This is a genomic window from Campylobacter gracilis (genome assembly GCF_001190745.1).
Classification (GTDB): Bacteria; Campylobacterota; Campylobacteria; order Campylobacterales; family Campylobacteraceae; genus Campylobacter_B; species Campylobacter_B gracilis.
On the sequence record NZ_CP012196.1, the window covers coordinates 1,869,913 to 1,890,571 of the forward strand.

Below are 20,659 nucleotides of genomic sequence, written 5' to 3' on the forward strand. Positions count from 1 at the left end.
TTTCTAAATTTAAAAACAAACCAAAGAAAGGAGAGGTTGCATGAAATTTAAGGAGATAGACGAATCTCGTCGCGGCTTTTTAAAAGGAGCTTTGGCGGCAGCCGCCATCGCCAGACCGGAAGCGATGCTTGCTGGCTATACGCCGTTTAAGCCAGGTTCCCTGCAGGTTTGGTCGTGCGGAGGGCTGTCCGAAGCATTTAACGAGCTAAACGCCATTTATGAGTCAAGGACGGGGCATAATATCCAATACACCGGCGCCTTTGCGGGTGCGCTCGGAAAGTCGCTGCTAGCCTTGCAAGGCAAGACGGAGGTTTTCGGCGCTCGCGTTTTGGAGCTGTCTCAAAAACTGCGTAAGGCTGGCCTTAGCCTCCGCTTTAGACCGCTATGTTTTACCGACTACGTTTTAGTAGTGCCGAAGGGAAATCCCGCGGGCATTCGCGATCTGAAGGATCTAGCAGAGCCCGGCGTGCGAGTGATGCTGCCGCTAAGGGCATCACCTCCTGGTAGCGGGCCGGTAAAGGGAATTTTGAAAAATTCCGGTCTCACAGGGTCTGTTATGAAAAATATGGTCGCCAACGGCTCATGCGTCATCCAGATGATGTGCGATCTCGTAGATGGCAAGGGCGATGCGTCCATCATCGAAAAGCGCCTAACGACGCACGATAGGTTTAAAGACAAGATCGAATATATGCCTATCGACGAAAAACTCATCCCGCCCGGACCGCTTACCTTTACGCTAAATATCATGAAGTACGTAAAGGACGAGAAGCTAGCCGACGACTTCTCGGACTTCGTCTGTTCCGTGGAGGGGCAGGAAATTTTCGAGCGACACGGCTTTACCTCCATCCATTCGGCGCGCGGGCTCGAACTCATAGAAAGGTTTGGTGTAAAAGATGTTTAGTATAGTAAATATGGCAAAGATGAAAAAAGTCTCTAGGCTAACTAAAATTCGTCGATTGGTGCAGCTGATTTTTATCGGCGCGATCGGGCAGTGGGCATACTACGGAATTTTTAGATGCCCTTTTATCGTGCCTTTCGTAAACTGCCAATCCTGTCCGATAGTTACGTGCTGGGGGCGGATCGCGACCGTGTTTTTCGGCTTTTGGCTATTTATCCCCGTGCTTGTTATTTTCCTCGGGCGCGCGTTTTGCGGCTGGCTTTGCCCGGGCGGATTCGTAAATCAAATGCTGGGCAAATTTGCCGCTTTTAAGCTTAAGCTAAAAAATAACAGGAAGCTACGATATGCGCAGATAGGCATGGTTCTAGCCGTTTTACTTTGCCTCGGCGTGTATTTTATCTACGGCAATCCTCGCGTTATGATCCCTATCCGCACCAGCGACGAGTATCTAAACGCCGTTATCATGTCCTTTAAATTTTCCGACTGGTACTGGGCGGTTCGCACTGCCGTCGTAGTGGCCCTCATCGCCGCATCCTTGATCGTCGCAAATTTATGGTGCCGCTTCGCCTGTCCTAGCGGCGGCATAATGGAGCTGCTGCGTAAAATTTCAATATTTCGCGTTTATAAAACAGATGCCTGCGATAACTGCAACGCCTGTTTGCGCAAATGCGAAATGGGCACGAGACCGGACGAGATGAACTGCACGAACTGCGGCGATTGTATGGATGTTTGCCACGCGGACGCCATCAAATTCGGAAGGAAAAAAGATTAATGAATTTTTTCGCCAAACCCTCCTTCGACAACCACCCGTGCTTTAGCAAAAAAGCGTCCGCTAGCTACGGGCGCGTGCACCTTCCCGTAGCGCCGAATTGCAATATCCAATGCAATTTTTGCAACCGCATCTACGACTGCGCCAACGAAAACCGCCCCGGCGTAACGGGGAGAGTGCAAAGCCCTGATGAAGCAGCGCTATACGTGGAAAATCTATTTAAATTTAGACAGGATATCTCAGTCATAGGTATCGCAGGACCCGGAGATCCTATGTGCGATGCCGACAAGACCCTAGCGACTTTTGAAAAATGCAAAGCCCGCTTCCCTCACGCCCTACTTTGCCTATCCACAAACGGCCTGTCCCTGCCCGAGCACGTGGATGATATCGTGCGAATCGGCGTGAGCCACGTGACGGTGACCGTTAATGCCGTAACGCCTGACGTGGGCGGCAAAATTTATGCGTGGGTGCGCCACAAAAACAAAATTTATCACGGCGAAGAGGGTGCTAGAATTCTTGGGGAGCGCCAAGAGGAGGGGATCCGCAAGCTAAAAGAAGCCCGTATGATCGTTAAAATCAATACGGTCGTAATCCCGGGCGTCAATATGGATCACGTCCCACGTATCGCGAAAAAGGCCAAAGAGTGGCAGGCCGATATCATGAACTGCATGGCGATGATCCCCGTGCAGGGCACCCCTTTTGCAAATATCAAATCGCCCTCAAACGAAGAAATTCGCAGCATGCGAAAGCTCATCGGCGGCTCAATGGCGCAGATGACTCACTGCAGCAGGTGTCGCGCCGACGCGTGCGGCAAGCTTTGCGAGAAATGAAGACCTGCTTTTAGCGGGTCTTTTATCCGGCGCAGGATACACACTCTCATAGCGCACAAAATTTTATGTAGAGATTTAAATTTAAAATTTGTCTAAATTTAGAACTAGCAAGTGGCCGATAAGCGGCTTTTTAGCGGCGGCGGTTTTTTAAAATTTAAAAACAATTTTTAAATAATATTATTTTGCTTTTATTTAACTTTAGGTATAATTTTCCCAAAATTAGGCATTAGAAAAACCGTATAACGGTAAAATAAAGGAGACATCATGGAAAACGTTTCAAGACGTGATCTGCTCAAAATGAGCCTAGTTGGCGCGGGTGCTTTAGCGCTCGGCTCCGTAAATGCAAACGCTGCGGTTAACGCTAAAGACGTCAAATTCGACGAAGAGTGGGACGTAGTAATCGTTGGTTCCGGTTTTGCAGGACTTGCAGCCGGTATCACCGCAGCCGAAAAGGGCAATAAAGTCCTAATCCTAGAAAAGATGGGACGCGTAGGCGGTAACTCCGTAATTAACGGCGGAATATTTGCCGTTCCAAACAGCGACAAACAAAAAGCCGAAGGCATCAAAGATAGCAACGAGCTATTTATCAAAGACTGCCTAAAAGCCGGCCGCGGACTAAACCACGTAGATCTCATCGACACCATCGCTACTCGCGCGCAAGACGCATATAAACTAACTCTAAAATGCGGCGCTAAATACATAGATAAAGTTACTCACGCAGGCGGACACAGCGTACCTAGATCGCTTCAAACCGCTAACGGTTCAGGCTCAGGTATCGTTCAGCCGATGGTAGAATACTTTAAAAATCTACAAGGCTGCGAGCTAAGACAAAGAGCTAAATTTGACGAATTCGTCCTAGGCGAAGATGGCGGCGTAGACGGCGTGATCATCAGAGAGGATTATAAATTTGATCCAAAGAGCCAAAAAGACGACGCCGAAAACACTACCGGAACTAAAAAGACTATAAAAGCTAAAAAAGGCGTAGTACTAGCTGCGGGCGGATTTTGCCGCGACGTATTCTTTAGACAAGTCCAAGATCCATCTATCCTGCCTACTACGGATAGCACCAACCACCCGGGCGCAACAGCAGGCGCTATGAAAGAGGCATTTAGAATCGGCGCTACTCCAGTGCAGCTAAGCTGGATACAGTTTGGTCCATGGGCATGCCCTGACGAAAAAGGCTTTGGCGTAGGCTCTATGTTTAACGTAAACGGAAGCTTCCGCTACGGAATTTCAGTAGATCCAAGAACCGGCAAACGCTATATGAACGAGCTAGCAGACCGCCGCACCCGCTCTCAAGCGATGTTTAAAGTAATCGATGCGAAAGCCGATATCTATCCTATCAACTTCTGCGACTCTGAGGGCGTAAAAAATATGGTCATACCTGAGCACTACACCAAACCGCTAGAATCAGGCGTACTAAAGAAATTTGAAACTCTAGACGAACTAGCCGCAGCTTATAAAATCCCTGCCGCAGAGCTAAAAAAGACCGTAGAGAGATATAATAGCTTCGTTAAATCAGGCAAAGACGAAGATTTTGGCAAACCTATGGATAAAACCACTACAAACGGCGTAGATATCTCTAAACCGCCGTTCTACGCTATGCGCGGCACGCCAAAACTTCACCACACTATGGGTGGTATCGATATCAATACCAAAGCTCAGGTCATCTCTCTGCAAACAGAGATGCCTATCCCAAGATTATTTGCCGCAGGCGAGATCACCGGCGGCGTACACGGAGCTAGCCGCTTAGGTAGCGTGGCGATAGCTGACTGCTTAACGTTTGGTATGATAGCGGGTGAGAATATAGGCTAATTTGCGGCGTCTTTCGGACGCTTTTTGCGGGTTTCGTTAAAATTTGACTTGATAGGCTATATGCCTTATCTTCGTCAAATTTTAACTTTAAAACTCCAAAAATCGCCTCGAAACACTTGCAAATTTTATTTTAATCGCAGGCTGAATTTAAAGTTAAATTTGAAAATTCGGCTTGCGGTACTTCATTAAATTTTATCGCTTGATGAACGAAATGTTCTATCTGCGCTATAAAATTTAGATCCGCCTCGCCTAAAGCTCGCGATAATTCGTTTTAAATTTGCATTTTTTGAGCGCTTTTACGGAGTTTGCTAAAATTTTGCCCGACAGGCTATTTTTGCTTCGTTTCACTCACAACTGCAAGCAGAAGTCTAGCTTCGCAAAATTTTAGCTTCTAACTCAAAAAATCGCCTCGAAATACTTGCAAATTTTATTTTGTATCGCAGGCAGAATTTGGTTTGCGATACTTTTACCTAATAAACTTGAAATTTTATAAATCACCTCTGTCAAAATTTTAAAAATATATGACGCTAAAGCTTTGCCATACAGGCGAAATTTTGTATCACGTCTTACTAAAATTTAGAATTTTTAATAAAAATTATATATTCCGCACGATATAATCGCGCATCTGCTCGCAGCGCGAGCGATAGCTAAATTTCAAGGAGATGTAATGAAAATATTTAAAGCCCTGCTCGCAACAGCGCTAATCACCGCCACCCTAAGCGCTAAGACGCTTAAAGAGGGCACGCTCGTAATAGCCACGGAGGGGACTTACTCGCCGTATTCTTTCTATGACGAGAAAAATAATCTTACCGGCTTTGATGTCGATATCGCTCGCGCGCTGGCAAAAGAGCTAGGGCTAAAGGCGGAATTTTTAACCGCGCCGTGGGATGCGATGCTTGCAGCATTTGATGCAGGCAAAGCAGACATAGCGATGAATCAAGTAAGTATCACGCAGGAGCGCAAGAAAAAATATAATTTCAGCGAGCCTTATACCGTAGCTTATGCTGCACTGGTAGTGCGAGCTGATAACGAGGAGATTAAGAGTTTTGCGGATCTTAAAGGCAAAAAAAGCGTCCACTCCGCTACCAGTAACTGGGCGGACATGGCGCGCAGCTATGGCGCCGAGATCGTTACGGCAGACGGATTTAGCAAGGGCGTGGAGCTTATCATAGCTCGTCGCGCAGACGCTACGATCAACGACAACATCACATTTTTCGACTATATGAAGCAGCGCCCGAACGCACCGCTAAAGATCGCAGCTCAAGGCAATGAGCCGATCTATTCCGCCGTGCTGCTTAAAAAGGATGATGAGTTGACGGCACAGATAAATTCCGCGCTAAAATCGCTAAAGCAAAAAGGCGTTCTGAAAGAAATTTCACTTAAATATTTTGGCAAAGACATTACGGAATAAATTCTACGACCGCTTAGTTGAAGCGTGGAATTTTAAACTTAGCTGAGCGGAATTTTGCATTTTAAATTTCGCTCATAAAATTTTGGAGGAATTATGAAAAATTTAATAAAAACTTTGCTTGCGTGCGCGCTTTTAATATGCGGCGCAAACTCTAAAACACTACGCGAAGGCGTGCTTAAAGTAGCTACGGAAGGCACCTTTTCGCCATTTTCGTATTATAACGACAAAAATGAGCTCGTGGGATACGACGTAGATGTCGCGCGCGCAGTTGCCGAAAAGCTTGGTCTAAAAATAGAATTTCTAACCGCGCCTTGGGATGCGATGCTTGCAGCATTTGATGCAGGCAAGGCAGACGCTGTGTTTAATCAAGTAAGCATTACTGATGAGCGCAAGAAAAAATATGAGTATTCTGTGCCCTACACCGTCGTTTACGGAGCTATTATCGTGCATAAAGATAACAACGACATTAAAAGCTTCGAGGATTTAAAAGGCAAGAAAAATGCGGACTCCGCTACCAGCAACTGGGCGCAAGTCGCTAAAAAATACGGCGCGCAAAACGTAACCGTCGATAGTTTTGCTAAAAGTATGGAGCTGCTGATCGCTCGCCGCGTAGATACCGTCGTGCGCGATAATACCGTATTTTACGACTTTTTAAAGCAGCGCCCGGACGCTCCGATTAAAATCGCCGCAAAGCTAAAAGATGTCGATTATAGCGCTGCAATCGTGCAAAAGGGCAATAAAGAGCTCGCAGATCAAATCAACAAAGCCCTAAACGAACTCAAAGCCGAGGGCAAGCTAAAAGAAATTTCGCTTAAATATTTCGGCAAAGATGTGAGTGAATGAACGAAACAAGCAGAATCCTAGAGCTTGTTAGCAGCTCGCTAGAGCCGATGGCGCTAGCTCTGCTGCAAGTTACGATCCCGCTTACGATAATCTCATTTCTGCTCGGGCTCGTGCTTGCGGTGCTGACGGCGGTCGCACGCATCGCAAATTTTAAAATTTTAAAGCAGCTAAGCGAAATTTATATTTGGATTTTTCGCGGCACTCCGCTTTTGGTGCAGCTTTTTATCGTCTATTTCGGACTTCCAATCGTTGGGATCACACTTGATGTTTGGGCTGCTGCGATCATTACCTTTAGCCTCAATATCGGTGCTTACGCTTCAGAGGCGGTGCGAGCTGCGATCCTATCAGTGCCAAAGGGGCAATGGGAGGCAGCTACCTCTTTAGGCATGAGCTACGCTCAAATTCTGCGCCGCATTATCGCTCCGCAAGCAGCACGCATATCACTGCCGCCGCTATCAAATATATTTATCTCTACGCTTAAAGACACTTCGCTCGTAGCCTCGATTACGATGGTCGATATGTTTATGGTCGCTCAACGTATTGCTGCGCGGGCATTCGATCCGCTCACGTTATACGTGCTGGCGGCGCTATTTTATCTAGCAGTCTGCACCCTTCTTACGTTCTTGCAATCCAAGTTAGAGCGACGATTTTCAAGGTTCGTGTGATGATAAAATTTACGAACTTAACTAAGCGCTTTGGCGATCACGTCGTGCTAAATGGGATAAGCTTAGAATTTCGCGATGGGCAAACGACAGTGATTTTAGGAAGCTCCGGCTCTGGCAAATCCACGATGCTGCGCTGCATAAATCTGCTCGAAATTCCAAGCGGCGGCGAGCTACAGCTAGGCGAGTTTAAGATAAATTTCGACGCTCCGCATAAAACAAGCGAGTATCATCCATTCCGCGCGCATACGGGCATGGTTTTTCAAAGCTTCAATCTCTTTCCGCACCTCAACGTCTTACAAAACGTCATCGAAGCGCCCGTACACGTGCTAAAGCAGCCACGCGAGCTTGCCGAGGCAAATGCAATGGCGCTGCTAAAAAAGGTCGGCATGGTGGATAAAGCTGGCGCGTATCCGGCTCGCCTCTCCGGCGGTCAGAGCCAGCGCGTGGCGATCGCGCGAGCACTTGCTATGCAGCCTGAGTTTTTGCTGCTGGATGAGCCTACGAGCGCGCTTGATCCCGAGCTTGAGGCACAGGTGCTAAAGACTATCGCAGAGCTTGCCGCAGAGGATCGCTCGCTTATCATCGTCACGCACAATATGGGCTTTGCACGCAAGATCGCAGATAGAATTTTATTCTTAGACGGCGGAGTTATCGCATTCGACGGCGACGCAGAGGAATTCTTCGGTAGCAACGACGAGCGCATAGCTAAATTTATCGGCGCTATGAGCTTTTAAATCCATTAAATTTCAAGGAGAAAAGATGAAAATAGATACCCTAATCGTAAAGGGCATAGAGGCCAAGTCCAACCCCCACAACGCGGTCATTCCGCCGATATATCTAGCCAGCACCTTCGTGCAAGAAAGTCTGGATGATTTCGGCAAATACGCCTACTCGCGTGGCGCAAATCCTACGCGCAACGCCTTTGAGGAGCTTTTTGCAAAATTTGAAGGCAGCAAATACGCCTTCGCGCTAGCCTCGGGCATGGCGGCTACGAGCGCTGCGTTTGCGCTACTTAAAAGCGGCGATCGCGTGCTGCTAAATAATAACGTCTACGGCGGCACCTATCGCTACGTAAGCGGGATTTTTAAAAATCAAGGGATCAATTACGACTTGGTGGACGATCTAAATTTGATCACCGAAATTCCAAGCGATGTTAAAATGGTCTTCATCGAAACGCCCTCAAATCCGCTTTTGCGCGTAACCGACATTGAGCGCATCAGCGAGCTCGCGCATAAAAGCGGTGCGCTTGTGGTGATGGATAATACCTTTTTGACCCCATATTATCAGCGCCCACTAGAGCACGGCGCAGACATCGTGGTTTATAGCGCGACCAAATACATAGGCGGGCATGCCGATCTGATCGCCGGCATCGTTACGACGAACGATGATGAGCTTGCCGCAAGAATTCAGTTTATGAAAAATACTCTGGGCGCTACGCTCTCGCCTACCGACGCGTATTCGCTAATACGCGGACTTAAAACGCTAAGCGTGCGCTTCGACCGCCAGAGCGAAAATACGCTAAAGATAATAGAATTTTTACGCAGCAATCCTGCGGTAGAGGCGGTAAATTTTGCAGGCTCGCATTCTGCGAGCGAAAAAAAGATACAAGATCGCCAAGCTAGCGGCATCGGAGCGGTCATCTCGCTGGTGCTTAAGCCACAATACGACTATAAAACCTTTGCACGCAGCCTTGAGCTATTCGATCTAGCCGTGAGCCTGGGCGGCGTAGAGAGCTTGATCTGCCACCCCGCGTCGATGACGCACGAGAGCTATCCGCGCGAGCTGCAAGAACGCATCGGCATCAGTCAAAATTTGCTGCGCCTAGCCATAGGCATCGAAAACGCGGACGATCTCATAGCGGACCTTACCGCCGCGCTAGAAAAATCTAAAAAATAGGCGGCACGGAATTTCCAAGCTCGTGGAATTTCTATGCAGGCTTGTAAAAATTTGCGCGGGCGCGCAGAATTCATGTCAAAATTTCGTCCAAAATCCTTATAGCTTCGCTCGTGAGGCTATAAGGGCGCGGTCTTTACGAACCGGCGCGCATGGCGGGTTTAAAAAGACCCGCCGTCGATCATTTCATTTTTCTAAAAATTCCTTTTTTGCAAAACCTATGCCTATTTCTCGCGGGCTAAATTTTGCATGAATTTTCACTCGTTAAATTTTACGAAGCGCGCGGCTTTGCGTAAAATTTAAATTTAAAAATTCCGCCACTACGCCGTTGAAATGAAATTTTAATTTATACGCACGGCAAGATTTATCCAGACCTCCTGCCAAAACACATCGTTTAAATTTAATTCGAATAAATCTATCTAACCGCCGTTTGATATTGCCGAGCGGAGAGCTTAAATTTAATCAAAATTTTAAAGGCGTCGGCGATCTGTGCCGCACCACGCCAACCGCTCGATCTAAATTTAGAGCAATTAAATTTATCAAACGAACGAATTTAGGCCCCGTCCTGCTCAAAATTTAAAATTCTACGCGCCGTTTAAATTCCGCTTAAAATTTTAGCCGCACTTTAAATTTAGCGGAGTTACTTCAGCTCGCCCCAGCGCTTGGCGATGTTTAGGCTCGTCTTTAAGGGTACGTTCAGGCTCGCCGCACTTTGCATTATCTCCTGCGCGCGCGCGCCGAAGCCCTGCGCCAAATCGTCCCGCACCTCGAAGATCAGCTCATCGTGGATCTGCAAAATCAGCCGCGCCTCGCCATTTAGCAGCGGCGAAATATCAACCATCGCCTTTTTGATGATGTCGGCGGCGGAGCCTTGAAATTTCGTATTCACCGCCTCGCGCTCGTAGCTCGCATAGACCATATTGTTGCGCGCATTTGCGAAGTCGAAGTACCGCCTGCGCCCAAAAAGCGTGCTTACGTAGCCATCCGCTTTCGCGTCCGATTTTATGCTTTGCAAAAACTCCTTGATCGTAGAAAACGCCGCGAAATAGCGCTCGATATAGCCCTTCGCCTCGGCGCGCGCGATGCCTAGGCTATCGCTTAGCTTACCCGCGCCCATGCCGTAGATAAGGCCGAAATTTATGCTCTTTGCGATCGTGCGGTGCGCGGGCTGCGCGTCGCCGAAAATACTGATCGCCGTGCGCGCGTGAATGTCCTCATCCGCCCTAAACGCCGCCAAAAGCGCAGGATCGCGCGAAAAGTGCGCGAGCAGGCGCAGCTCGATCTGCGAGTAATCAAGCGAGATCAGCGAGTAACCCCCCTCTGCTAGGAAGCAGTCTCGCACGTTCTTTGCAAACGTGCCGCGCGCGGGGATATTTTGAAGGTTCGGATTTTTGCTCGCTAGCCGCCCGGTAGCCGTGCCGGTCTGCAAGAAATTCGATCTGACGCGATTTTGCGCATCGGCCAACGCAAGCTGCAGCAGCGGCTCGCAGTAGGTGCTTTGCAGCTTAAACAGCTCGCGGTAGTCTAAAATTTTACCCACCGCGGGATGCAGCGCCGTAAGATCCTTCAGCACGCTTTCATCGGTGCTATAACCCGTCTTGGTGCGCTTCGCCGCAGGAAGCCCAAGCCGCTCGAAAAGCACGGCGCCGAGCTGAGCGGGAGAGTTGATGTTAAACTGCTCGCCGCAAAGCTCATAAATTTCATCCGTGAGCGCTCGCAGGGACTTTTCGTTGCGCCCGATTAGGCGCTTTATCATCTCCACGTCTATCTTGATGCCGCATCTTTGCATCTGCCAAAGCACCCGCACGAACGGAAACTCAAGCTCCTGCGCGAGCTTAAAAAGCGCGGGCTCTAACAGCCCCTTTAGCTTAAAATACAGCCTCAGCGTCACCCACGCATCCTCGCTCGCATAGATCGTAGCGGCGTCCAGCTCCACGGAAGCGAAGGTCTCGCCCTTTTTGACGACGTCGCCGAAATGCACGGTCTCGTACCCAAGATACCGAGGCGAGATAGAGTCCATTCCTACGGCGTTTGCGGGATCGAGCAGCCACGCTAGCACCATCGTATCGGCAAAGCGCGCAGGCGGCTCAATGTTAAAATTATTTTTCACGATCTCAAAATCGTATTTTAAATTTTGCCCCACTACATATCCGCGAAACAGCGAGTCGATCGCGGCCTTTGCCGCGTCCGAAGAAATTTGAGCAGGAGCGCCCAAATAGCTATGCGCGAGCGGGACGTAATAGGCGCGCTCCTCATTAAACGCAAACGAAAAGCCCACGATCTTGGCGCTTTTGCTGTCGATGCTTGTCGTCTCGGTATCAAAGCTCACCAAGGTCTCTGCATCGATACTCTCGCACAGCCTGGCAAGCTCCACGGCATCGGTGATACAAATAGGCTCAAAGGGTGTTTTAAAAGCGCTCTCGGAATTTTTCTCGCTGCAAGCGGAGCCGCCCGGGATAGAATTTTGCCCGTCTAGCCCTCCTACGGCAGCGCCCAAGATAGATCCGCCGCGAGACGACTCTGCGCCCGCACCCTTCCCGCCTGCGCCCAAAACTGAGCTTTTTGCGCCTGCGCCTTTGCCCTCGCCCCAAAGATCAAGTCCGTTCTGCTCCTGCAAGCTTAACGCCGAAAGAAGCCTATTTAGCGCGTAATCTTTTAAAATTTCGCGGATTTTAAAAAGCGGATTTTGCTGCGGAAATTTCGCGTCCTCTAAAGGCGGGATTTCCAGCTCGTCGTAAAGCGTGGCCAGGCGCTTGCTTATGTAGGCGCTCTGCTTCCCTTCTATCAGATACTCGCGCTGTTTGTTCTGCGGCAGGCGGTCTAAATTTGAATAGATCTCATCGAGCGAGCCCCATTCGTCTAAAAGCTTCTTCGCCCCCTTATCGCCGATGCCGCGCACGCCCGGGATATTATCGGCGCTGTCGCCGCAGATCGCCAAAAAATCCACGATCTGCTCTGGATAGACGCCGTAGCGCTGCAAGCACTCCTCCCTTCCGTAAAGCATCTTTTTGCCGTGGCTGTAAATTTTAACGTTTTCGCCGATGAGCTGATACAGGTCCTTATCAGAGGTAACGATGTTGATTTTATGCGTGGCGCCGTACTTTTTAACGACGCTTGCGATGAGATCGTCCGCTTCGTAGCCCTCGCGTCCGAGCGAGTAAAGCCCCATCTTTTCGATCATCTCGATGCAGACGGGCAGCTGCTGCAAAAGTGCGGGCGGCGGGGCTTGGCGGTTGGTTTTGTAGTTGGGGTCGATATCTGAGCGAAAGGTCTTGCCCTTGCTATCCAGAGCGAAAATTATATAATCGCTCTTAAATTCCTTCGAAAGATTTGCGATGAAGCTCGCAAACCCGCTCACCATGCCGCTGGGTTTGCCGTCTTTGGTCTTTAGCCCGCTCATAGCGTAGTAGAGCCTGAAAAAAAAGCCGAACGTATCGATGATCGTGATGGTCTGCATAATGTCCTCGGATTTAGAATTTTAACGCGTAGTGTATTAAAATTCGGCTAAATTTACAAATTCCGAATAGGACTTGACCTGCCTCATTTCAAAATTTTAAAATTTGCTATATAATCGCGCGAAATTTTAAAAAAGGATCAAGTATGGATTTTTTCACAGACTGGCAGGAGTTCGACGCGGCGGGCGCTACGGTGAAATTTTATAAAAAATCGCAAGGCGGCGTGGAGTACATCGGCTTTGATTCGCGCAAATGCGTCCCGCCCGAGCCGATGGTAAATGCGCTGGTGGCGCTAAATTTCGTAAAAGACGAAACCAAAAAGGTCGTCATGGTCAATCATAAATTTCCGATGGGGCTGATCCCGAAGATCGAGTCTAAATTTGACATTGCCCGCGAGGATCTGGACGGCGACGCGGTCAAGCTCACCATCAGCCTAAAACCCGGCGCGGTCAATGAGGGCTTTGATACCGACGCGAAGTGCCACGGCTAAAGGGCTTTAAAATTTAGATGAATATCACGACTTTTTCGCCGCCGTTTCGCATCGTAGGCGGCTATTTCATCTGCGGCTTTATCTTTTTGCTGCTAAGCGCGGCGAGCTTTTTAAAGGCCGATTTCGGCGCGATCCAAGCGCCGCAGACGGCGAGCTTTTTTCACGTATTTTTGCTCGGATTCGTAATCAGCATAATCATCGGAGCGCTCTATCAGCTCACCTCCGTCATCATCCAAAAGGAATTTTTTACAGTCAAATTTGCGTTTTTAAATCTCCTCGCTTACGGTGCGGGCGTGGCACTGCTGAGCGCGGGATTGCTGTTTTCAAGCATCCCTTTGATGCACGCAGGCGGCAGCGCTTTGCTGCTTAGTCTATTTTATTTTACGATCTGCTACGCGCTAAGCTTCATCGGCACGCCCAAATGGAGCTTCCCCGCCGTAGCGCTTGCGATCTCGGCTGCGTTTTTGGCGGTAGGGATCAGCCTTGGCTTTGCCCTCGTGCTAGCGCTTAGCGGCGTGGAGATTTTCGGAGTATATTTTTCAGAAATTTTATCCTATCACATATACTTCGTGCTAGGCTTCGTATTTTTCGTCATCGTAGGCGCTGCGTGCGTGCTACTGCCGATGTTTAGCCTGGCACACGATCTAAGCTTCGCACTAGCAAAAGCTTCGCTGGCGCTGTATCTGCTCGCTGGGCTGTTTTTGCTAAAAGACTTTGGAATTTTCATCGCATTTGCGGCGCTTGCGAGCTTTGCGGCTCAGGCGATCTACATCCTAGCCAGGCGCGTGCGAAAAGCGATAGATTATTGGAATTTAAACGTCTACATCTCGCTAGCGGCTTTGGTATTTAGCGCGGCGTTTTGGCTCGCGGATCGCGCAGATGCGGCAGCATTTGGGCTGCTATACGGCTTTTTGTTCGCCTTCATCGTCGCGCACCTTTATAAAATCGCGCCTTTTCTCATCTGGTACCACTACGTCTCGCCCTTCGTCGGCAAGCGCAAAATCCCTATGCTAGACGATATGATAATCAAAAAGATCGCCTACGCAGCCTGCGTGCCCAACGTCTTAGCGCTTGCGTGCGCGGGCCTTGGAGCGCTAACGCCTGCGGTTATCTTGCAAGCGGCAAGCATAATTTTGGTGCTAATCAACATCGTAAATATCTTTAACTACATAAAATTCGGAGAGGAAAAATGAAAGTAACGAAGGAGCAAATTTACGACGCACTTCGCGCCGTGGTGGACCCTGAGGTGGGCTTTGACGTCGTGTCGCTGGGGCTCATCTACGACGTAGCGGTAGATGAGGCGAACAACGCCAAAGTCACGATGACGCTATCGACTCAGTCGTGCCCGCTGCATGAGATGATGGTAGAATGGGTGCGCGCGGGTGCCGAGAGCGTGGAGGGCGTCGGCGAGGTAGAGATCGATCTCGTCTTTGAGCCGATGTGGAATATCGATATGGCGGAGGATCACGTCAAAGAAGCGCTCGGTAGATTTTAAACAGCTTTGCCGCACCCCGCAGTTTAAGCTTTGAAATTCTAAAATTAGACTTCAAATTTATACCTAGGGGCTGCTATGAAAAAATTTACCAACGGCAAGAAAGAAATTCTGCTTCAAACGCAAGGGCTTAGTTTGATTTCAAAGACGCTACAAAACGGCAAAGAAAGGCTGAGCTCTAAAGAATTCGCAAATTGCGATGCCTTGCAAAAAGCTTTTGTAAAAAAGCAAGTTGATGCCCTAAAAAAGGGCTTCATCTACGAAAACAAAAAAGCAAAATTCGGCGAAGCAATAGCGCATGCCTATATCGGTGGCGGATACAGCGGAGCGCTTGGATTTGCCGAGTTTGAGGATAAATTCTACGTCTATAAATGTAATTTTGACAAGCACGGCTGCGATTATTTAATCGTGCTGGACGGCGAGCTAAGAACTCTTGCGCAAATTAAGCTACCAAAAATTTTAACGTGGAAAATGACCGCTACCAAAAAAGCTTTAGTGCTTGATTTGGACCACGAATTCTTTCTTTTTGACGGAGAAAAATTCAGCAGGCTTTTTGAAGCCTGGGGTATCACAGGAGGAGGCTTTAGCTCTGCTCTAAGCGGCAATGGCGAAATTCTAGCCTGCGGCACAGATGGAATTTTAGCTTTCGGAAGCGACAAGAAGCTAAATTTTAAAACGGAATTTTCGGCAAAGGCCATAGGCTTCGGCAATAAAATTTGCGTAGCCTGTGGGGATGAAGGCGGCAAAAATGTCGCTATGCTCTACCGTCTAAAAGACTTCGCCGAGCTTTGCCGTATCGAATGCGACGTGGGCTATATCCACTCCCTAAACGTGGGGCTTATCAAAAATGACGCGATTTTAGTGGTAAATAACGACTTTGATGAGCTGCATTTTTGGAACGTAGCAAGCAAAAAGCGTCTAAGCGTACCAAAAAGCTTGCCAAGAAGCGTGATGAGGTTTGCCGCAAACGATCAAATTTTTCTTACGTACTTTTACGGTGGATTTAAAGCATTCAGCTTGGAGGATTTTCGCCTCTTAGGCGAGTTTGAGTGCGAGCACTGCGTTAAAACCGCTGCTATTGAAATCGCAGGCGAGCGCCTTTACGTCCGCACCGACTACGGATTTTTTAGCGTCTATTCTTTAGCCAAGAATGGAATTAAAATTTAAAAAGCGCTATTGATACAGATTTATCGCCCGCTTCAAGCTCCTAAAATTAAACGAACTCCGCCCGCCTTAAACTTACGCGACAAGCAGGGGTGGCTATTTAAAGGAATTTTATCGCAAAAATCGCAGGTTTTGAGAGCTTTTTAAGGCTTCCTTTAAGCATTATCAAATTATCCGCGCCGGAGATTTTAAGAGTGGAGTTTTCAAAGCTAAATTCTAAATTTTTTAGCGCGTTTTCGCTTAGAAGGCGCGCAAGCTCCAAAATATAGCTCAGCCAGGCGAGCTTGCCGGCATCGGGCAAAATCGCGCTCAAAGGCGCAAACGTAGCGCCCAACTCGCGCTTTCCGTGCATCGAGATGATCGCGGCTATGAGCGCCTTTTCTTTGTGCGTCGTGCGGTAGTTCAGCCCGCCGAGCACCATATCCGCGCTGGTTTCGTGCTTGGCATAAAAGCCGATCGCCCGCCCGATCTCGCAAAGCGATGCTGCGGTCTGCAGGATTTTAATATATTTTTCGCCCAAGCCGTGTAGAGGCGATAGCGCGCAAAACAGCGCCTTTGCGAACTTTGGAGCTTCGCTCGGCTCAGAAGCGAAGCGGTCTTTAAGGCTTCTTAGGCTCGGATTAAAGCCTCTAGGCAGGTTTGCGCCGCGCAGAATCGAGCTTAAAAACGCCCCCTCGCGCACTCCCACGCCGCTGGTGATAATCTTTTTCGCCCCTAGGCGCCTTACGATCTTATCAAAGATAATGGCGCCCTCTCTTATCGTGTCGTAGCGGTCCTTTTTGATCGGGAATTTCGCCAGATCAAGCGTCTTTGCGCTCATTAGTTTGGCAAAAAACGGCGCGTATTTTTCGTAATCGTAGCTGAAATTATGCACGATCTTTAGCGGATGGTTTTGCAGGCTCATCACGGCGCCGGAGAGCGCTCGCGCGGAGCCGCCCATTACGATTAAATTTTGCGTGCGAAACTCGGCGCCGACCTGAGATATTGCGCTGTTTATGTATTTCTCCAGCCCCTTTGTGTCGCCGCGGTCGAAAAACAGCTCCTTTAGCCGCACCGTGCCTAAATTTAGAGAAATTTTATTTTCTATCCTGCCATTTTTTATGTAAGCAAGCTCGGTCGAGCCGCCGCCGATATCCAGCGTAACGCCCTCGGAAAAGTCGCTAAGTAAATTCTGCGCCGCATAGGCGCCCAGATACGCCTCCATCTGCCCGTCTATCTTGCGGATCGCAATGCCAGTTTGCTTGCGGACGAGATTTATAAACTCGCTCCCGTTCGGCGCATCGCGAAGCGCGGATGTGCCGATACAAAGCACGCGCTTGGCCTTGTAATTGCATACCAGGGTTTTAAATTTTTTAAACGCCAGCAGGCATTTTTGCATCGCTTCGGAAGTTAAAATTCCGCCGTTTTCGTAAGCACCCTCGCCTAGGCGGATCTTGATCTTATGCTCGGCCAAAATGAAAAATCCGAGCCTGCTCGTGCGCTCGAAAATCACGGCTCTGGCGGAATTTGAGCCCAGATCTATGACTGCGACGCGCTTGGGCATTTAAATTTCCATATGGACGTGTTTGTATTTCAGCTCGTCCGCCGTCTCGATATTATCGGGATCGGTGATGATACACTCGACCGGGCAGACCACGATGCAAGCAGGCTCAGAGTAATCATCTACGCACTCGCAACATCGATCGGCGTCTATGATGTATATCGGCTCATCCTCAAAAATAGCTTCATTAGGGCATTCCTCGCGGCAAGCGTCGCAACTGATGCATTCTTTTGTAATCAACAATGACATATAATTTTACCTTACGAAAAAATTTATGGCGTTTATACCATAAAAAGCTTCATTTTGTTTTAAAATAGCGGAATTTCGGGCTATTTCTTAAATTTTTTAGTGGAAGTTTGAAAATCGCGACAATTAGCGAGCGCGCTTTGTCGTTTTTAAGATCCACTTGCGCGCCCATCGCTTGAGCAGCATTTTTGGCTAAAAATAGCCCGAGCCCGGCTCCCGGTTTGCCGCCGTAGCGCTTAAAAGGGGCGAAATAATCTATCTCTTCGTTAAGCGGCTCGCCTTTGTTTGCGACCCGCACGATGAAATTTCCCTCCGAAATTCCGCTCTCGATCAGCACCTTTTCGCCGTCCGGAGAAAATTTTATAGCGTTTTGGATAAAATTTTGAATCACGTGCATAAAGAGGCTTTTCTGCACCGAAATTTCAAGCTGTTCAGGCTTAAGATCCATCGTCAAGTCCTTGCCCGCCGTACGCGCTAAAATTTTAAAGCCTACGCATAGCTCCCGCAGATACGCGATCATATCGGTCTGCTCGGGCGCCTCAAACTGCGCACCCTCCTGCCGACCAATCTCTAGGATCGAACTGATCATTTTATTCATACTATCGATCGAGTCGTTATTGTTTTTAAGCGCCTCGATATATTTATCGCTCTCGCGCGGCTTGATGAGCGTAACTTCGTTTTTGGTTTTCATCACCGCAAGAGGCGTCTTGAGCTCGTGCGCGATGCCGATAAAAAGCTCTTTTTGATACAAAATGAAAGTCTCAATGCGCTCAAGTAGGCGGTTGATGCTGTTTGAAAGCGGGCTAAATTCGCTTGGAATTTCCGCTGCGTCGATTGGCTTTAGAAATTTTTCATCCACCGAGGCGAGCCTTTGGCTGATCAGCTTAATTGGCATCAGCAGCATGCGCGAGAGAAACATCGCGTAAAATACCACCAAAAATATCATAGTCAAATTTACTAAAATTATGTCGATGAGTATTTGATTTACGATGTTTGCATAGACGCTCACGTCTGCTTTGATACTTAAAATTTTATCCTTACCATAAGGGTAGTGCAGCTGTAAATAGCTCCTGCCATCCTCGGAGCTTTCGATAAATTTAGGTTTATTGATACTTTCGTTTTCGATGATTTTGCTTTCGTATTCGCCCGGCGTGTTTTGCAAAAAAGATGAAATTTTCTCAGGCGGCATGGAGGCTTCTACGATTTTTTGCGCTCTTTGGATTAAATTTTGAACTGGAGTTTCGAAGATGGTAATTCTCATATAATTATAGAGCATTACCGAAAAAATGACAATTAGCATCAACGAAGCGGATGCTAATTGTATTACAAAGCGGACTCTTAGGCTTTTTGTGGAAAGCAAAATCTATATCCGCGTCTGCGAACGGTCTCGATCGTAGAGATATTTAGAGGCTTATCCATTTTCTGGCGAATTTGATTGATCGCGACTTCGATGACGTTCGGCGTAACGAGCTCAGGCTCCTCCCAGATAGCGTCTAGCAGCTGCTCTTTGCTTACGATCTGATCGCTGTGGCGCGCTAGGTGAGTTAGCACCTCAAACGGCTTACCCTTAAGCTCGATCTCTTGACCCAAGTAAGTAATTTTTTCCTCGTCCGGATCGATGATAAGATCGTCGATTTTGATGATATTTGAGCCGCCGAAGCGAAGTCTAGCCTCGAGACGCGCTACTAAAACATCAAAATCGAAAGGTTTTTTAATAAAATCGTCCGCGCCCGCGCGAAGTGCTTTGATCTCGCTTTCTTTATCGTCTTTTGCAGATAGCACGACGACAGAGGTGCGCGCGGATTTTTGCTTAACTAATGCGATGAGATCGATGCCGTTGCCGTCAGCTAGCATCCAATCGGTTAGCACCAAATCATAATTTCTAATGCCGATATAATACTCTGCGTCCTTAAAACTCTCGGAAGTATCCGTCTGATAGCCGAACTCCATCAAGCCCTCCGCTATCGTCTTGTTTAAAGTCACCTCGTCCTCGACTATTAAAATTCTCATTTAATTTCCTTACCTTAAAATTTTGCGGCGATTTTAACATATTTTAAGCAAAATTTCAAGATTTTTTAAAGAAATTTTAAAATTTTATCTCTATTTCTGCGCCGACGCTCGCGTCTTGTAAAATTTCGGGTTTTAAAATTTTCATATAAAAATAATCCATCGATCGAAATTTTGAGTGAAACTCCTGCGCGAAGTATCTTAGCGCGTCCTCCACGAGGCGAAATTTTTTCTCGCGGAATTCTGCTTTGATATATTCGCAAACCCGCGCGTAGTCAATAAATTCCTCCGCCCCGAGCTTCGCCCACACCCACACGCGCTGCTCGCGCTTGCGCTCAAAATCCAGCGTTCCGATTATAGCGCCAAATTCCAGCTTTTCGATTAAAATTTTAATCATACTACGCGCTTTTCCTCGCCCTTAAGCAGCCTGGCGATATTCGGCGCGTGCTTGTAAAATACGATGAAAACTATCAGAAAGATCGGCGCATGAGTGTTGATCGATGGCATCTGCGGATGGATCACGTAGCTTGCGATCACTAGAGCAAGCGCCGCTGCAAGCGATGCTACGGATGAAATTTTAACCGTCTTGCCGACTACAAACCAAACTGCAAGCGCGATGATAAGCTCGATAGGGATGAAGCAAGCAAGCACGCCCGCGCCCGTCGCAATGCCCTTACCGCCGTTAAATTTCAGATACGGGCTAAAGCAATGCCCAAGCACCGCAAAGACCGCCATACCCCACAGCACGTTTTCATCAAAGCCTAAAGCCCGCGCGATCAGTATCGGCAGGACACCCTTTAGCGCGTCGCAGGCGACGGTGAGGATCGCGAGCTTTTTTGCTTTTTGCGGATCGCGAGTTTTTAAGACGCGAAGGACGTTGGTGGCGCCTATGGAGCCGCTGCCCTCGCTTTTGATATCCACGCCGCCGAGGTATTTGCCGATCAAAAGCCCAAAGGGGATCGCAGCGATCAGATATGCAGCAAAGTAGCACCAAAAATTCGGCGCCGTAAATGTCCTATATAAAATTCCAAGAATTCCGCTTCCTAGAATTCCATGCTCATCTCCTAGAAAATATTTTGAGCTAGGATCGCAGAGAGCGGCGTATATGATATTTAAAATTTCACTAAGTTTATCCATAAAA

20 protein-coding genes are annotated in these 20,659 nt (G+C 48.2%); 13 read left to right on the forward strand and 7 right to left on the reverse strand.

Annotated elements, in window-relative coordinates; translation table 11 throughout:
• Positions 1 to 40: 40 nt before the first annotated feature.
• The 9 genes from CGRAC_RS09350 (at position 41) to CGRAC_RS09390 (ending at position 9,127) form a co-directional block, all read left to right on the forward strand.
• On the forward strand, positions 41 to 901 hold the full coding sequence (locus tag CGRAC_RS09350) for a substrate-binding domain-containing protein (RefSeq protein ID WP_005871294.1): 861 nt from the start codon (positions 41 to 43) through the stop codon (positions 899 to 901).
• Positions 894 to 1,670: a 4Fe-4S binding protein gene (locus tag CGRAC_RS09355; protein WP_005871293.1), complete on the forward strand. Its 777-nt coding sequence runs from the start codon at positions 894 to 896 to the stop codon at positions 1,668 to 1,670. The genes CGRAC_RS09350 and CGRAC_RS09355 overlap by 8 nt, the downstream gene beginning before the upstream one ends.
• Entirely contained in the window at positions 1,670 to 2,497 is an 828-nt protein-coding gene (locus CGRAC_RS09360) for a radical SAM protein (protein ID WP_005871292.1), read from the forward strand. Before CGRAC_RS09355 ends, CGRAC_RS09360 begins: the two co-directional genes overlap by 1 nt.
• A gap of 264 nt (positions 2,498 to 2,761) precedes the next feature.
• Positions 2,762 to 4,312, forward strand: a complete 1,551-nt coding sequence (locus CGRAC_RS09365; protein WP_005871291.1) for a flavocytochrome c — start codon at positions 2,762 to 2,764, stop codon at positions 4,310 to 4,312.
• A 667-nt stretch (positions 4,313 to 4,979) separates the two neighbouring features.
• On the forward strand, positions 4,980 to 5,723 hold the full coding sequence (locus tag CGRAC_RS09370; RefSeq protein WP_005871289.1) for an amino acid ABC transporter substrate-binding protein: 744 nt from the start codon (positions 4,980 to 4,982) through the stop codon (positions 5,721 to 5,723).
• Positions 5,724 to 5,816: 93 nt separating this feature from the next.
• Positions 5,817 to 6,566 (forward strand): amino acid ABC transporter substrate-binding protein, encoded by a 750-nt coding sequence (locus tag CGRAC_RS09375; protein WP_005871288.1) that lies wholly within the window; start codon positions 5,817 to 5,819, stop codon positions 6,564 to 6,566.
• Positions 6,563 to 7,231, forward strand: coding sequence for an amino acid ABC transporter permease (locus CGRAC_RS09380; RefSeq protein ID WP_005871287.1), 669 nt, complete (start codon positions 6,563 to 6,565; stop codon positions 7,229 to 7,231). Before CGRAC_RS09375 ends, CGRAC_RS09380 begins: the two co-directional genes overlap by 4 nt.
• Positions 7,231 to 7,965, forward strand: a complete 735-nt coding sequence (locus CGRAC_RS09385) for an amino acid ABC transporter ATP-binding protein (RefSeq protein WP_005871286.1) — start codon at positions 7,231 to 7,233, stop codon at positions 7,963 to 7,965. Before CGRAC_RS09380 ends, CGRAC_RS09385 begins: the two co-directional genes overlap by 1 nt.
• 25 nt (positions 7,966 to 7,990) lie before the next feature.
• A complete protein-coding gene (locus tag CGRAC_RS09390) occupies positions 7,991 to 9,127 on the forward strand; it encodes a trans-sulfuration enzyme family protein (protein ID WP_005871284.1) in 1,137 nt (378 codons plus the stop codon).
• A gap of 637 nt (positions 9,128 to 9,764) precedes the next feature.
• On the opposite strand, the gene polA is transcribed toward CGRAC_RS09390, so the two are convergent.
• Positions 9,765 to 12,581, reverse strand: coding sequence for a DNA polymerase I (gene polA / locus CGRAC_RS09400; protein WP_005871275.1), 2,817 nt, complete (start codon positions 12,579 to 12,581; stop codon positions 9,765 to 9,767).
• A gap of 143 nt (positions 12,582 to 12,724) precedes the next feature.
• Between polA and CGRAC_RS09405 the strand changes: the two genes are divergently transcribed.
• The 4 genes from CGRAC_RS09405 to CGRAC_RS09420 all read left to right on the forward strand — a co-directional run bounded on the left by CGRAC_RS09405 (position 12,725) and on the right by CGRAC_RS09420 (position 15,728).
• The gene (locus CGRAC_RS09405) at positions 12,725 to 13,069 is read left to right on the forward strand and encodes a hypothetical protein (RefSeq protein ID WP_005871273.1); all 345 of its coding nucleotides are present in this window, start codon (positions 12,725 to 12,727) and stop codon (positions 13,067 to 13,069) included.
• 17 nt (positions 13,070 to 13,086) lie between these two features.
• Complete coding sequence (locus CGRAC_RS09410; protein WP_005871271.1) at positions 13,087 to 14,262, forward strand: hypothetical protein; 1,176 nt, start codon at positions 13,087 to 13,089, stop codon at positions 14,260 to 14,262.
• On the forward strand, positions 14,259 to 14,564 hold the full coding sequence (locus CGRAC_RS09415; RefSeq protein ID WP_005871269.1) for a metal-sulfur cluster assembly factor: 306 nt from the start codon (positions 14,259 to 14,261) through the stop codon (positions 14,562 to 14,564). Before CGRAC_RS09410 ends, CGRAC_RS09415 begins: the two co-directional genes overlap by 4 nt.
• A 75-nt stretch (positions 14,565 to 14,639) precedes the next feature.
• Positions 14,640 to 15,728 (forward strand): hypothetical protein, encoded by a 1,089-nt coding sequence (locus tag CGRAC_RS09420; RefSeq protein ID WP_005871267.1) that lies wholly within the window; start codon positions 14,640 to 14,642, stop codon positions 15,726 to 15,728.
• Positions 15,729 to 15,825: 97 nt separating this feature from the next.
• Here the strand turns inward: CGRAC_RS09420 and CGRAC_RS09425 are convergent, their stop codons facing one another.
• The 6 genes from CGRAC_RS09425 to plsY form a co-directional block, all read right to left on the reverse strand.
• Complete coding sequence (locus CGRAC_RS09425) at positions 15,826 to 17,268, reverse strand: Ppx/GppA phosphatase family protein (protein WP_005871265.1); 1,443 nt, start codon at positions 17,266 to 17,268, stop codon at positions 15,826 to 15,828.
• On the reverse strand, positions 17,269 to 17,514 hold the full coding sequence (locus tag CGRAC_RS09430; RefSeq protein WP_005871264.1) for a YfhL family 4Fe-4S dicluster ferredoxin: 246 nt from the start codon (positions 17,512 to 17,514) through the stop codon (positions 17,269 to 17,271). It lies immediately after the preceding gene.
• Between the two features lie 49 nt (positions 17,515 to 17,563).
• On the reverse strand, positions 17,564 to 18,811 hold the full coding sequence (locus CGRAC_RS09435; protein ID WP_005871262.1) for a sensor histidine kinase: 1,248 nt from the start codon (positions 18,809 to 18,811) through the stop codon (positions 17,564 to 17,566).
• Between the two features lie 38 nt (positions 18,812 to 18,849).
• Positions 18,850 to 19,521 carry a homeostatic response regulator transcription factor HsrA gene (gene hsrA / locus CGRAC_RS09440; protein WP_005871260.1) on the reverse strand — a complete coding sequence of 224 codons (672 nt, stop codon included), beginning with the start codon at positions 19,519 to 19,521 and terminating at the stop codon, positions 18,850 to 18,852.
• A 76-nt stretch (positions 19,522 to 19,597) separates the two neighbouring features.
• Positions 19,598 to 19,915 carry a dihydroneopterin aldolase gene (locus CGRAC_RS09445; RefSeq protein ID WP_005871258.1) on the reverse strand — a complete coding sequence of 106 codons (318 nt, stop codon included), beginning with the start codon at positions 19,913 to 19,915 and terminating at the stop codon, positions 19,598 to 19,600.
• Positions 19,912 to 20,655, reverse strand: coding sequence for a glycerol-3-phosphate 1-O-acyltransferase PlsY (gene plsY / locus CGRAC_RS09450; RefSeq protein WP_005871256.1), 744 nt, complete (start codon positions 20,653 to 20,655; stop codon positions 19,912 to 19,914). The genes CGRAC_RS09445 and plsY overlap by 4 nt, the downstream gene beginning before the upstream one ends.
• Positions 20,656 to 20,659 lie beyond the last annotated feature (4 nt).

Coding starts and splice junctions, on each gene's coding strand:
- CGRAC_RS09350 (WP_005871294.1), top strand. CDS start 41: ATGAAATTTAAGGAGATAGACGAATCTCGTCGCGGCTTTTTAAAAGGA.
- CGRAC_RS09355 (WP_005871293.1), top strand. CDS start 894: ATGTTTAGTATAGTAAATATGGCAAAGATGAAAAAAGTCTCTAGGCTA.
- CGRAC_RS09360 (WP_005871292.1), top strand. CDS start 1,670: ATGAATTTTTTCGCCAAACCCTCCTTCGACAACCACCCGTGCTTTAGC.
- CGRAC_RS09365 (WP_005871291.1), top strand. CDS start 2,762: ATGGAAAACGTTTCAAGACGTGATCTGCTCAAAATGAGCCTAGTTGGC.
- CGRAC_RS09370 (WP_005871289.1), top strand. CDS start 4,980: ATGAAAATATTTAAAGCCCTGCTCGCAACAGCGCTAATCACCGCCACC.
- CGRAC_RS09375 (WP_005871288.1), top strand. CDS start 5,817: ATGAAAAATTTAATAAAAACTTTGCTTGCGTGCGCGCTTTTAATATGC.
- CGRAC_RS09380 (WP_005871287.1), top strand. CDS start 6,563: ATGAACGAAACAAGCAGAATCCTAGAGCTTGTTAGCAGCTCGCTAGAG.
- CGRAC_RS09385 (WP_005871286.1), top strand. CDS start 7,231: ATGATAAAATTTACGAACTTAACTAAGCGCTTTGGCGATCACGTCGTG.
- CGRAC_RS09390 (WP_005871284.1), top strand. CDS start 7,991: ATGAAAATAGATACCCTAATCGTAAAGGGCATAGAGGCCAAGTCCAAC.
- polA (WP_005871275.1), bottom strand. CDS start 12,581: ATGCAGACCATCACGATCATCGATACGTTCGGCTTTTTTTTCAGGCTC.
- CGRAC_RS09405 (WP_005871273.1), top strand. CDS start 12,725: ATGGATTTTTTCACAGACTGGCAGGAGTTCGACGCGGCGGGCGCTACG.
- CGRAC_RS09410 (WP_005871271.1), top strand. CDS start 13,087: ATGAATATCACGACTTTTTCGCCGCCGTTTCGCATCGTAGGCGGCTAT.
- CGRAC_RS09415 (WP_005871269.1), top strand. CDS start 14,259: ATGAAAGTAACGAAGGAGCAAATTTACGACGCACTTCGCGCCGTGGTG.
- CGRAC_RS09420 (WP_005871267.1), top strand. CDS start 14,640: ATGAAAAAATTTACCAACGGCAAGAAAGAAATTCTGCTTCAAACGCAA.
- CGRAC_RS09425 (WP_005871265.1), bottom strand. CDS start 17,268: ATGCCCAAGCGCGTCGCAGTCATAGATCTGGGCTCAAATTCCGCCAGA.
- CGRAC_RS09430 (WP_005871264.1), bottom strand. CDS start 17,514: ATGTCATTGTTGATTACAAAAGAATGCATCAGTTGCGACGCTTGCCGC.
- CGRAC_RS09435 (WP_005871262.1), bottom strand. CDS start 18,811: ATGCTAATTGTCATTTTTTCGGTAATGCTCTATAATTATATGAGAATT.
- hsrA (WP_005871260.1), bottom strand. CDS start 19,521: ATGAGAATTTTAATAGTCGAGGACGAGGTGACTTTAAACAAGACGATA.
- CGRAC_RS09445 (WP_005871258.1), bottom strand. CDS start 19,915: ATGATTAAAATTTTAATCGAAAAGCTGGAATTTGGCGCTATAATCGGA.
- plsY (WP_005871256.1), bottom strand. CDS start 20,655: ATGGATAAACTTAGTGAAATTTTAAATATCATATACGCCGCTCTCTGC.